This is a genomic window from Acinetobacter sp. ATCC 27244 (assembly GCF_000156555.1).
Classification (GTDB): domain Bacteria; phylum Pseudomonadota; class Gammaproteobacteria; order Pseudomonadales; family Moraxellaceae; genus Acinetobacter; species Acinetobacter haemolyticus.
Genome location: NZ_GG665952.1, coordinates 199,024 through 212,007, shown reverse-complemented (window position 1 = coordinate 212,007; position 12,984 = coordinate 199,024). Strand labels below are relative to the sequence as shown.

General features: G+C 38.5%; 12 protein-coding genes. 2 read left to right on the top strand and 10 right to left on the bottom strand.

Features of this window, described 5'->3' with window-relative positions:
* The 3 genes from HMPREF0023_RS06255 to HMPREF0023_RS06245 all read right to left on the bottom strand — a co-directional run.
* Positions 1-401: GNAT family N-acetyltransferase (locus HMPREF0023_RS06255; protein ID WP_034437307.1), on the bottom strand; the 401-nt coding region annotated here is incomplete at its 3' end.
* A gap of 64 nt (positions 402-465) precedes the next feature.
* On the bottom strand, positions 466-723 hold the full coding sequence (locus HMPREF0023_RS06250) for a YjhX family toxin (RefSeq protein WP_004638831.1): 258 nt from the start codon (positions 721-723) through the stop codon (positions 466-468).
* Positions 724-981: 258 nt separating this feature from the next.
* Positions 982-1,515: a lecithin retinol acyltransferase family protein gene (locus HMPREF0023_RS06245; RefSeq protein WP_004638832.1), complete on the bottom strand. Its 534-nt coding sequence runs from the start codon at positions 1,513-1,515 to the stop codon at positions 982-984.
* A gap of 159 nt (positions 1,516-1,674) precedes the next feature.
* On the opposite strand from HMPREF0023_RS06245, the gene HMPREF0023_RS06240 reads away from it, so the two are divergent.
* Positions 1,675-2,409 carry a phosphodiester glycosidase family protein gene (locus HMPREF0023_RS06240; RefSeq protein ID WP_005080995.1) on the top strand — a complete coding sequence of 245 codons (735 nt, stop codon included), beginning with the start codon at positions 1,675-1,677 and terminating at the stop codon, positions 2,407-2,409.
* Positions 2,410-2,450: 41 nt separating this feature from the next.
* Here the strand turns inward: HMPREF0023_RS06240 and HMPREF0023_RS06235 are convergent, their stop codons facing one another.
* The 5 genes from HMPREF0023_RS06235 to putA form a co-directional block, all read right to left on the bottom strand.
* Positions 2,451-2,678, bottom strand: a complete 228-nt coding sequence (locus tag HMPREF0023_RS06235; protein ID WP_017394697.1) for a hypothetical protein — start codon at positions 2,676-2,678, stop codon at positions 2,451-2,453.
* 248 nt (positions 2,679-2,926) lie between these two features.
* Positions 2,927-4,012: a tRNA (uridine(54)-C5)-methyltransferase TrmA gene (trmA, locus tag HMPREF0023_RS06230; protein ID WP_008941511.1), complete on the bottom strand. Its 1,086-nt coding sequence runs from the start codon at positions 4,010-4,012 to the stop codon at positions 2,927-2,929.
* Between the two features lie 82 nt (positions 4,013-4,094).
* The gene (locus HMPREF0023_RS06225) at positions 4,095-4,577 is read right to left on the bottom strand and encodes a GrpB family protein (protein WP_004638840.1); all 483 of its coding nucleotides are present in this window, start codon (positions 4,575-4,577) and stop codon (positions 4,095-4,097) included.
* 87 nt (positions 4,578-4,664) lie between these two features.
* A protein-coding gene (locus HMPREF0023_RS16170) for an IS3-like element ISAba14 family transposase (RefSeq protein WP_155757171.1) occupies positions 4,665-5,809 on the bottom strand; the annotation gives its coding sequence in 2 pieces (ribosomal slippage) (positions 4,665-5,545 and positions 5,545-5,809; 1,146 coding nt in all).
* A gap of 153 nt (positions 5,810-5,962) precedes the next feature.
* Positions 5,963-9,727: a trifunctional transcriptional regulator/proline dehydrogenase/L-glutamate gamma-semialdehyde dehydrogenase gene (gene putA, locus HMPREF0023_RS06210; RefSeq protein ID WP_008941509.1), complete on the bottom strand. Its 3,765-nt coding sequence runs from the start codon at positions 9,725-9,727 to the stop codon at positions 5,963-5,965.
* Between the two features lie 200 nt (positions 9,728-9,927).
* Between putA and HMPREF0023_RS06205 the strand changes: the two genes are divergently transcribed.
* Positions 9,928-10,419 (top strand): Lrp/AsnC ligand binding domain-containing protein, encoded by a 492-nt coding sequence (locus HMPREF0023_RS06205; RefSeq protein ID WP_004638843.1) that lies wholly within the window; start codon positions 9,928-9,930, stop codon positions 10,417-10,419.
* Between the two features lie 43 nt (positions 10,420-10,462).
* Here HMPREF0023_RS06205 and putP read toward each other — a convergent pair whose 3' ends face one another.
* Together putP and gcvH are read right to left on the bottom strand one after the other, a co-directional pair.
* Entirely contained in the window at positions 10,463-11,959 is a 1,497-nt protein-coding gene (gene putP / locus HMPREF0023_RS06200) for a sodium/proline symporter PutP (protein ID WP_005080988.1), read from the bottom strand.
* Positions 11,960-12,526: 567 nt separating this feature from the next.
* On the bottom strand, positions 12,527-12,901 hold the full coding sequence (gene gcvH, locus HMPREF0023_RS06195; RefSeq protein ID WP_005090735.1) for a glycine cleavage system protein GcvH: 375 nt from the start codon (positions 12,899-12,901) through the stop codon (positions 12,527-12,529).
* Between the last annotated feature and the right edge of the window lie 83 nt (positions 12,902-12,984).

Here is a 12,984-nt window from a genome sequence, read left to right as displayed (position 1 = left end):
AGTTTTGGATCTGCTTTAAATCCAAATCGACCATAATATTGAGGATCTCCAAGCAATACACAGCCCAAAGCGTCTAGATCTTTTAATGCTTCAAGGCCTGCATGTATTAACTTCGCTCCAATATCTTTACCCTGAAAATCAGGCAGTACCGAAATAGGCCCTAAACCATACCAGCCAGTTGTAGCATCTGATATTTGAACAGGCGAAAATGCAATATGCCCGATAACCTGATGATCACTTTCAGCAACCAGTGAAAGTGTTAGTTGGTTAGAATCTCTTAATGCATTTACAATGAACTGCTCTGTATGACTCGAATACTCCTCACGCTCAAAAGCTAATCGAGTTAAATCAAAAATAGCATTTATATCGGTTGGATTTTCATCACGAATAATTAGATTCATATTCATTTTCTCTTGAGTGTCTTGATCTAACATGTCACAAATTTGTTCGATCAAAGGTTTTATATTAACGATTGTCTAATTGTGGGCGAACTGATCTAAGCCCGTGTAAATTGATTTGATAGGGCTGTCCATTAAGTGATTTGATCAGTTTCTTCTTTTTTAACTTGTTAAAGGTTTCAAGACTACAATCAGACAGCAAGAAACCTTCTCGGCTGTAACACTCTACAGCGATAGTTTGACCAGCGTCATTACGAAGTTTTACGATTTTTCCGCCTTTAGCTAAGACGTGTAATGTCCTTTGTTCGGACTTAGATAGGTTCATGTTGTATCCAGATATAAGTAATCATAAGCAAAGTTAAGCTTTTAAAAGCCAATAAAATCGCGTCGATAACCTATTTCAATATGCTATTGAAATACGATTATCAGATTACTGCTATCTCCAACATAAAATCCTCGATGAGAAGTAGATTGATACGAAATGTACCGAATGGAAGTATTTTATAGAAACTGATAATAGAAGTAAATATCGATGTGCATATAGCCTATGCTTGAAAACCCGTTTTCAACACCAGTTGAACTATTATTTTTTCGAATTTTTTTCTTTAAGTTGTAAGTAGATTGGGATAGGTTTCTTTGCTTGCTTTTTCAGCATGAGTTTAATGTATAACGCAATCGCAAAGCAGGCTGTTGCAACTGTAAGCATAAGGCTATTCATATAACTCATCAGTGAGCTTACATAACCAATCGTCGTTAGTCTTCGTTGCATACGCTCAACCTGGGTGCTGGACTCAATCCCTGTGATTGCCCAAGTGCATAGATGTTCGCAATTGTTGATAATTAAATGATAGTTATTTTCATGCATGCGAGAACGCATCCGTTTTACAACAACTTTTGCTTTATAACGAGGTGAGGGGTAATGTCGAATGTAAATGGGTTTACCACGAGCAAAACGCTGAAGGGTTGTCATTTCAATCGGATGTTTTTTAAAGATATGAGCAAAACCAGAGTAATGAATCACACGTCCACGGCCCGCATAGATTCCATGATGGCTGTAGCCAAAATGTTTGACAATGAGGTGAGCGCCGAGCGGAAAGCGTCGATGTTTTTGTTGCATGCGGATACAAGGTCTTTGTATTTACACTTGTATTCTAATCAAAAAAAATGAATCAATCGAGTACCTTTGTGGATTGATTCGCATGAATGTGTTTGGAGATTGTATCTGGGGTTTTGCGTTATATTGAGCGAGTTGTATTTATTCAAAATAGAGATATCTATGAGAACAGGTTTTTTGATATTACTCACATTATTAGCTATGCCGAATGCTTTTGCTATGCAGCATCACGTTTATCAATTTGAACGTGTTGATTATAGCGTGGTAGAGGTTCAAGACCTCAATGTGTTGAAGCTCTATTTAAAAAGCCCAAAAACTAATCGTTATTATCACAAGTTTTCTAATATTCAAAGTGAGTTACAAGCGTGCGAGCGTTTAGACTTTGCCATGAATGCGGGCATGTATCATCCGGATTTTCAACCTGTTGGCTTATATATAGAAGATGGAAATGAAGTGGTTGCATTAAATGAAGATCGTGGTTTTGGAAATTTCTTTATGCAGCCCAATGGCGTGTTAGCTTGGAATCAAACACAAGCAATCATAAAAACAACATCTGAATATAAACAGCACAGCTTTGATGCCATATATGCAACTCAGTCTGGTCCGATGTTGGTTTATGATGGAAAGATAAATCCTAAATTTTTGCCTGATTCAAATTCTTTGAAAGTTCGTAATGGTGTGGGCATCAAAGATAATACATTGTATTTTGTTATATCACAGCAACGCGTGAGTTTTTATCAGTTTGCACAATTTTTCAAACAACAATTGTCAGTAGAGGATGCTTTATACCTTGATGGTTCTATTTCAAGTTTTTATTCTGCAAAAACAAAACAACATGATCGTTTGATGAATTTAGGGCCGATTGTGGCGGGGGTAAAGCGAGATGAATGTAGGTAGTAGTACCTAATCCCTTTATGAGAAAGGGATTAGGTTTTGCTTTATTGAATTGGTGGGTTGATCATTTCAAGAAGCTCTTTGCGGCTGTAGCCTCGAGAAATAAGTACCTTTTTGATGCCTTTAATTACGTCTTCATCTCTTGCTTTAACCAGAGCTTCCAATAATTGTTCGTTTGTTTTACATGAGCAATCATTTTCGACGCAAGCAATTTGATTCTTATGTTCATTGTGCTGTTGTTCAGCAGAGAACAGTTTTTCCCAAAAACTCATAGAGCCTTTCATATTCGGTTTAACATAGATCGAAATATAATCAATCTAAAATAAAATACAAGCCAGAAATAGTGATAAAAGCAGCAGTTAGACTCTGATTTTTCCGATGGTAATTGGTGAAATCAACGAAAATATGACATTGTTATGACTTGATATTTAAAGAATAATATTTTTCGTTTTTAAAAGTATTTAGAAATTAAAGAGTTAAAATTCTCTTTAATTTCTAATGTTACATTGACATAAATTGTTTAAATTTTTTCGAGCAAAACACCTGACTCAATATGGTGCGTAAATGGGAACTGATCGAATAAAGCAAATTTGCTGATACGGTGAGTTTGAGTCAAAGTTTTTAAATTATCATGCAGCGTGTCAGGGTTGCATGATATGTAGATAATTCGTTCGAATCCTTGCATAAGTGCCAAAGTTGCATCATCAATGCCTGCACGTGGTGGATCAACAAAGATCGTATCAAAATGGTAGCTTTGGATGTCTATATTTGCTTCTTGTAAGCGTCTAAACTCACGCTCACCTTCATAGGCTTGAGTAAATTCTTCAGCTGAAAGACGTGCAACTTGGATATTTTCAATCTGATTTTGTTCAATATTCCATTGTGCCGCATAGACTGAGCTTTTTGCGAGCTCTGTTGCAAGAACACGATTAAATTTTAGAGACAATGGCAGAGTGAAATTGCCATTACCACAATACAATTCTAATAAATCTTTTTGTGAGTTTTGTGCTGCATCACACGCCCATTCAAGCATATGTTTGCAAACTTGTGTATTCGGTTGGGTAAAACTACTTTCGATTTGTTTGTATTTAAATATGCGTCCATGAACATTGAGTTGTTCAACAACATAGTCATCACCAACAATCACTTTTTGACCGCGGCTACGACCCATAATTTTAATGTTTAACTTTTCAGCTAAAGTTTTTGCAGCAGCTTCCCACTCACTATCTAAACGACGATGATAGATGAGCGTCACTAACATTTCTCCGCTTAAGGTTGCGAGAAAGTCAGCTTCAAAAATACGTTGTGATAAGATTGGGACTGCTTTTAATTCCTCTAATAGGCGAGGCATTAAGTCATTAATGCTTTGGTCGGCAATAGGAAACTCATCAATACGGATAACAGTTTTTTGTTTACCATCTTCAGCACGTTCAAACATGGCATAGAACAGATCATCATCAGTATGCCACAGACGAAATTCGGCACGCATACGAAAATGTTGTTCAGGTGATTGAAATACTTCTAAAGCAGGGGGATTGAACGGTGCAAATTGTGCAGTAATTCGTTCAACTTTCTCTTGAAGTTGCTGTTGATAAGATACGGTCATAACTACCAAAAATACAAAACAAATTTAGCTGTGAATGGTATCAAAAAAGCTGTACGAGGTGCAGGGAAATTGCGAGTTTCATTTATTTAATATCGTTATTCATCTTTAACACTCTTTGGATAAATTCAGCTTTTAATTCACGGTATCGATCTTGGGGGATTCCTGTGCAACTGCGCTTTAAAGCATTATATTGCTCAACAAGATCAGGTGATTCTTTTAACCTATCTCGGAAAATTAAAAAAAATCTAAATACTGATCCACTCGTAACAATTTGAAGAGCGACATCATTATCTAATGATTCCAGCATACAAAGTTCATTGGTACGCAAGGTATCAAGCTTTTCTTTAAAATTGAGCTTTTTAAGATTATCAATTGTTTCTAAGAAGTATTTTTGAGGAATTTCAATATAAATATCTAAGTCACCTTTTGAAACAGCGTTAGGGATTGCAGATGAACCAATGTGTTCAACGATTGCGTATGGGGTAAGGTTGAGTATTTGATTTTTGTATTTTTCAAAAAGTTGTTGGCAATGCTGTTGGTATTGATCGGGTGGAAAGAATTGCATATAGACGTTCTCATTTTTGTGAATAGAGAGGTGGTCCCACTTGTTTGAACAACTAAAAGCGTATTTACAAGTGATATTCCGCTCTAGTTAAGCCACCTTGTTTTGTTGGGGTAGCTGATCATAGTAAAACTCATTTGGTGTCATTTTGTCTAGACTCGAATGAGGTCGTTTCAAATTATAAAACTCAAAATATGCACTTAATTGCTTTTTCGCATCTGTGACACTGCTATAAGCTTTGAGATACACCTCTTCATATTTAACGCTCCGCCATAATCGTTCAACCATCACATTATCTACCCATCGACCTTTACCATCCATACTGATTTGAATGCCATTTGATTTCAATACATCAATAAATGCATCACTGGTGAACTGACTGCCTTGGTCTGTATTCAATATTTCAGGTGATCCATATTTTTCAATCGCTTCATTTAAAACCGAAATACAAAAATCCACCTCCATACTAATCGATACCCTATGCGCAAGTACCTTGCGGCTATGCCAATCAATCACAGCACATAAATAAACAAAGCCTTTTGCCATAGGGATATACGTTATATCCGTAGACCACACTTGATTACTGCGCTGAATAGCCAACCCTTTGAGCAGATATGGATATTTACGGTGAGCTTGATTAGCCTGGCTTAAATTTGGTTTGCAATATAACGCCTGAATACCCATTTTCTTCATTAAAGTACGTGTATGACGTCGTCCTATATGATGCCCTTGACGATTCAACAAATCACGCATCATACGACTGCCTGCAAAAGGATATTGCATATGTAATTCATCAATACATCGCATCAGCTTCAGATCTGATGAGCTAACAGGTTTTGGGCGATAATAATAACAACCACGGGAGACTTTCAGCAGCTTAGCTTGCTTAGATACTGAAATCTGAAGTGAGTCGTCGATTAACTTTTGTGGTTGAAGCGGCCCAGTTTCTTCAACACACCTTCTAAAAAATCAATTTCTAATGCCTGCTCACCGATTTTTGCATGTAACTTTTTAAGATCAATGGGGGGGTCTGATGGAGCTTTTGATTGATCGAAAGCTTGCGAGGAAGCTGAGATCAATTGATTTTTCCAGTCAATAATTTGGTTTTGATGAACATCAAATTCAGCACTCAATTCAGCAAGTGTTTTTTCTGCTTTAATCGCAGCAAGTGCTACCTTAGCTTTAAAATCATTTGAATGATTTCTTCTTGGTCTACGTGCCATAAAATACTCCATATATTGATGTTTATAACATCATTTGAGGAGCAGAATATCACTTATAGGAGTTGTTCAAATTTACGGATCCATCTCTATAGCTTTAAGTCTAGAAAGTAATAAAAAACCCGAACCATGTAAACATGATTCGGGCTAGGAGATTGAGGACTAAAACTAGTCTTCAGATAAAGTCATCAAACTTGCATTACCGCCTGCTGCTGCAGTATTTACGCTAATGGCACGTTCGATGACGAGGCGTTCTAATGGAATCTGCTCACCTGTTTGAAGATGAGTAATACCAACGATAGCTCCTGAACGATTCGCAATTTTATGCTGTAAGGTTTGAAGCTGTTCTACTGAACCTTGATGTAATACAGCATCAAAGTGATCTGTTTCAACACGTGCAATGACTTTGATTGCTGCTAAAACTTCTTTTGGTAAAGATGCTTGATATTTAGCCAAGAATACGTTGTCTTTTAGCACTGCTGCTGAACTACCAACTGCAAAAATTGCAAGAAGTTGTTGTAGCTGAGCTGCTTCATCATTGGCAATTGAAAGCACACGATGACGAGGTAAGATAATGTATTGGTTGCTTTCACCCGTAGGGCCTTGCAACTCATAGAACTTACCTACACCAAATGCAGGAATCGTTGTAATTGCTTGAGGCATATTTTGGTTTGCCCAAGACAATAAGCTTTGATAAGCAACATTTGATACCGCATCAAATTGAGAAATTTCTGCTTTCACCGCAAATGGTGTAGCCAATACTTTCTCAGAACAATGTTCCATCAAACGGTACATATAAAGTGGGCCGCCCGCTTTCGGACCAGTACCAGATAAGCCTTCACCACCAAATGGTTGTACACCTACCACTGCACCCACGATATTGCGGTTAATATATAAGTTACCTACTTCCGCACGTTGGATCACAGTATTGATGGTTTCATCGATACGTGTGTGTAGACCCATGGTTAAGCCATAACCTTTGGCATTGATTCGATCGATCAATTGCTCAAGTTCACCATACTTATAAGTGATGATGTGCAATACAGGACCAAATACTTCACGCTCAAGGTCATCAAGGTTTGGTAATTCAATCGCAGTTGGCGGTACAAAAGTCCCTTGCGTAAGTGTTTGTTGGCTTGCAGCATCGTTAAACATCAATTGATGAACAGGGTAACCCTTAGATTTCATCTTTTGGATGTGGGTATCGATGGTTTGTTTTGCTTCAGTATCGATTACAGGACCAATGTCAGTTTTTAAGATCGCAGGGTTACCGACGATCAACTGTTGCATTGCGCCTTTTAACATTTTGATGACGGTTGCCGCGCTATCTTCTTGTACGCACAAGATACGAAGTGCAGAACAGCGTTGACCCGCACTGTCAAATGCAGAACTTACAACATCTAGAACCACTTGTTCAGTAAGTGCTGAAGAATCCACGATCATCGCATTTTGACCACCAGTTTCCGCGATTAACGGGATAGGCTGACCATTTGGAGATAAGCGTTTTGCCACAGTCTTTTGCAAGATTTTTGCAACTTCGGTAGAACCTGTGAACATGATGCCTTGAATACGATCATCTTGGCTCAGTTGAGCACCTACAGTTTCACCACGACCAGGAAGGAGTTGAACAGCACCATGTGGTACGCCAGCTTCCCACAAAATTTGGACAGCTTGTGCTGCAATAAGTGGTGTTTGTTCTGCTGGTTTAGCAATTACACAGTTACCGCTTACTAATGCTGCTGCAATCTGACCAGAGAAAATTGCAAGAGGGAAGTTCCATGGGCTGATACAAAGAACGGTACCTAATGGTTTTACTTGTGCATGTGCAGGTAAATTCTCAATTTGAGTTGCGTAGTAACGTAAGAAGTCTACTGCTTCGCGTACTTCAGCAATTGCATTGGCATAAGTTTTACCACTTTCACGGCAGAGTAAAACCATCAATTCCTGAATACGAGCTTCCATCAAATCAGCTGCACGTTTTAAGCAAACAGCACGTTCAGTTTTATTTGTTGCAGCCCAACTTTGCTGTGCTTGTACTGCTGCTTCAAGTGCAAGTTGTACATCAGCACTCGTTGCTTCATTCACATAGCCCACAATTTCACTGTTTTGTGCAGGGTTTGTAATTGCAATAGCATTACTTTCATCGTGAACAGTGGATTCAAAGCCCAGTAACGGTGTGCTTTTCCAAATGTGGTGACGTAGCTTCTGTGCTGTTGCATTTAGATCAGCAAGTGGCGTGTCATTATTTAGGTCAAAACCATTTGAGTTTGGACGCAATGGGTATAAATCATGTGGAAGAGGAATTGCTGGGTGTTTTAATCCGAGCTGGCCTTCTTCTTTTGCAGCAGTTTGAATGTCTTTGATCGGTGATTGAATTAAATCATCAACTTTCAATGTTTTGTCTGCAATACGGTTCACAAATGAAGTGTTAGCTCCATTCTCAAGCAAACGGCGGACTAGATAAGCCAACAATGTTTCATGGTTACCTACAGGCGCGTAAACACGACAAGGAATACCGAGTTTATTCTCTTCTTTTGAACCTACGACTTGCTCGTACAACGGTTCACCCATTCCATGCAAGCATTGGAATTCGTATTGACCAGGGTAGTATTTACTTGGGTCAGCTAGGTTGTAAATCGTTGCAAGTGATTGCGCATTGTGTGTTGCAAATTGCGGATACACTTGGTCTGGAGCAGCAAGAAGTTTCTTCGCACAAGCGATGTATGACAAATCGGTGTGTACTTTACGGGTAAACACAGGGTAGTCAGTCATACCGTCAATTTGAGCTTTCTTGATCTCGCTGTCCCAATATGCACCTTTCACCAAACGGATCATCAAGCGTTTGTTACTGCGTTTAGCAAGGTCAACGATATAATCAACCACATAGAAACAACGCTTTTGATAAGCCTGAATAACGAAACCAATTCCTTTCCAATTGGCAAGTTTTGGCTCAAAACATAAACGTTCAAGTAATTCGAGTGAAATTTCTAAACGTTCAGATTCTTCAGCATCGATGTTTAAGCCGATATCATATTGTTTTGCTAAGCATGCAAGCTCAAAAACTTTGTTATAGAGTTCGTGATGAACACGGTCAATTTGGGCACGTTGGTAACGTGGGTGCAAAGCAGAAAGCTTAATTGAGATACCAGGACCGTCATATACACCACGGCCATTTGATGCTTTGCCAATCGCATGAATTGCTTGAGTGTAGTCGTTGTAGTAACGTTCAGCATCATGTTCAGTAAGTGCTGCTTCACCTAGCATATCGTACGAGTAGCGGAAACCTTTATGTTCTAATGGTTTAGCATGTTCAAGTGCTTCTTCGATGGTTTCACCGGTTACAAACTGTTCGCCCATCATACGCATGGCAACATCCACCGCTTTACGAATGATACCGCGACCACTACGTGCCAGAAGTCCAGTTAAAACACTAGATAAACTCGTTTGCTTTGGTGTTTCCATCAGTTTGCCTGTGAGCATCAAGCCCCAAGCAGCAGCATTAACGAACATGAGGTTACTTTGACCGACATGGTCTTTCCAGTTACCTTGGTTGATTTTGTCACGAATCAATAAATCACGTGTCGCTGTATCTGGAATACGAAGCAATGCTTCAGCCAAACACATGAGTGCAACACCTTCTTGAGAAGAAAGCGAAAATTCTTGAAGTAGACCTTGAACGATACCCGCTTTACCAGCTGAGCTTTTACGCTCACGTAAATTGTTTGCTAAGTTAAATGCGAGATCATAAATTTTTTGATCAAGATCAGGGGAGATATTGGCAGCTTCAGCAAGTTCTGCCACTGATTCAGGTTCTGCACGTCGCCAAGCAGTATTAATGCGTTGCTCAAACTCACTTTTTTCTTTAAATTCGGTGATGTAAGCACCGCTATTTTGAGTTGTGTCCATGTCTAGGCGGGTATCCAAAGTATTCATGCTAAATTCCGATAACAATCTTGAAGTTCTATCGATATTTGATGCCTTGCTTGATGCAGTTTTAGTTTGCAGCGCGGTTAACAAATAAAATACCAATAGACTCTATCTCTATTGAGTAGAGAGGTTTAGATAATTTATCATTACAGAATAAAACCCGTATAACTCACTATATTTCGACCATTTTTTAGAGGAAAATTCAGTTGGATAGCCCAATTTATACTTTAGATCGAACTGATTTGAAAATTCTGGATATTCTTCAAACAGATGGAAGAATATCAAACAGTAAGTTAGCTGAATTAGTGAACTTGTCTCCGACTGCGGTAATGGCGCGTGTGCAAAAGCTGACAAAAGATGAATTTATTCTTGGTTACGAGGCAAAGCTCAATCCGAACAAGCTGAATGCAAATTTTTTGGTATTTGTTGAAGTGCTTTTAGATAAAACGACACCAAATGTTCTAGATGATTTTATTGATGCTGTGACTCAACATCCTGAAATCGTTGAATGTCATATGGTGAGTGGAGGTTTTGATTTTTTGATTAAGTTGCGTAGTGCTGGCATGGAGGAGTTTCGCCGTATAGCAGGGCAAATCCTATGGCAACTCCCTGGTGTCAAAGAGACACGGAGCTATCCAGTGATGCAAGTTGTAAAAGACAGCTCTAAAATCAAGATTAAATCACGCGCAAAATACTAGATCAAAAAAAGGGGCTCGAAAGCCCCTTAAATTTATTGAAAAATTATTTCATTTCACGTGCATAGATTTCATCAGCTTGTTCAAAGCGATTTGTAACATTCGCATTTGGCGCTTTACCAAGTAAGCTGACAACAACAATGCTGATAAATGCAAATACAAAACCTGGAATGATTTCGTAAATACCTGTATCGCCAAAGAAGTTTTTCCAAACGATAACAGTTACAGCACCAATGATCATACCTGTCAATGCGCCGTTTAGAGTCATGCGTTTCCAGAACAATGAAAGAATAATCAATGGACCAAATGCGGCACCAAAACCTGCCCAAGCATAAGCAACTAAGCCTAGAACTTTACTTTCAGGATTTTGTGCGAGGAACAACGCAAGCATTGCAACCACAAGTACCATACCACGACCGATCCAAACCAACTCTTTTTGAGAAGCATTTTTACGGATAATGCCTTTGTACAAATCTTCAGTTAAGGCACTCGAACAAACCAATAGCTGGCAACTCAAAGTACTCATAACCGCAGATAGGATTGCAGCAAGGATGATACCAACAACCCAAGGATTGAATAGAATTTTAGTCAATTCCATGAATACAGTTTCAGGGTTGGCAGTAACTGCAGCGGCAAGTTCTGGATGCTGTTGGAAATATGCGATACCAACAAAACCAGAGCCAACTGCACCAGCTAAACATAAAATCATCCATGTCATGCCGATACGTCGAGCAGCAGGAATAGATTTGACTGAATCAGCAGCCATGAAGCGAACTAAGATATGTGGTTGACCGAAATAGCCTAAACCCCATGCTGCTGCAGAAAAAATTGCAACCAAACTTAAATCTGAAGCAAAATTATAAGCATGCGGGCGAGCTGTTTCTACTAAAGCAGCAAATTCTGCAGCACCTGCATCCAATGAGAGGTAGGTGATGATTGGGAGCAGCAACAACGCAAAAATCATCAAGGCTGCTTGGAAAGTATCTGTCCAACTGATCGCAAGGAATCCACCAATACAAACATAACCAATGGTTGCAAATGCACCAAGCATCAAGGCTGTGCCATAAGGTAAGTCGAATAATGTTTCAAATAAACGTGCACCAGCGACCATGCCAGAAGCACAATAAATCGCGAAGAAAACCAAAATAATCAAAGCGGATGTTACGCGTAAGATTTTTTTCTGATCATCAAAACGACCTGTAAAATAATCAGGTAGGGTGAGGGCATTATTTTGCACTTCGGTGTGTACACGTAAACGTCCTGCAACCAAATACCAGTTGAGCCATGCACCAATAATCAAGCCAATGGCGATCCATGATTCAGATAGTCCTGCCAAGTAAATTGCGCCAGGTAAACCCATGAGTAGCCAACCACTCATGTCGGATGCACCAGCCGATAATGCGGTGACAAAACTGCCTAGACTACGTCCTCCAAGAATATAATCATCAAGACTTTTGGTAGAAAAATAGGCGTACAGACCTATACCCAACATGGCAGTAATATATACCACGAACACAACAACAGTGGGATTAGAGAAATTCATAATGGATGCTTATCCTTATATATCCATAACGGTACAATCCCATCTGAATAGCCAAAAATTGATTTACTATTCTAATAAGACTGATAAGGTCACAGATTCAAGCATGAATGTTTTTGAATTACTGTTATTTTTATGTTTATTTATTGTATGTTTTGTGTAAGTTAAATTAAGTGTATGAATATTAATTCCTTTATCTACAAATAAAGTGTTTTTCTTGCTTTTAAAAACCTGTAAAAGTCATTTTTAATTATGTAAATCTTGTTTTTAGTTACAAATGTCTAAATTTTTTAGAGTTAAAGTGATTAATTTGAATAAAAAACACCTAAAAGTACAAATGTAGAATAATTGTTTGGAATAAAAAGTGAGTGTTTAAGTGAATTTATGGCTCATTGGAGCAGAAATAATACTGATTTTTACTGCGGATGAATTTTGCTTGAAAAGTATGCAATTCTGATTTATGGGAGGATTTGGGGTCTGTTTCATAACCTGCTTTTAGAGCTATAAATCATTTAGTGATCTATAAAAAAGCCCAGCATGTATGCTGGGCTGATTCAGGTTAGTATAAAGTTATAAACCCGACTCATATTCGCTATTGGATAGAAGTTTTTCCACATCAGCCATATTGTCTGGCTTAATTTTGTAAATCCAACCTTTGCCATAAGGCTCTTCATTGACGAAATCAGGATCATCTTCAAGATCTATATTCACTTCAACCACTGTACCTGAAACAGGTGCATGAATATCAGAAGCTGTTTTTACAGATTCAACAATACCTGCTTGTTCAGTAGCAGTGACTTTACTGCCAACTTCTGGGGTTTCAACATAGACTAAATCACCCAACTCATCTTGTGCATGGTCAGTAATACCTGTTACAACCAAGTCACCTTCGACTCTTACCCATTCATGCGTACGTGCATATTTCAAATCCGCTGGATGATTCATGACAACTCCTTAACAATTCGTCGTATCATTTTTTCTAGCTTTATACAGGTTTTTCAATAAAAACAAAAGCATCGATCAATGAA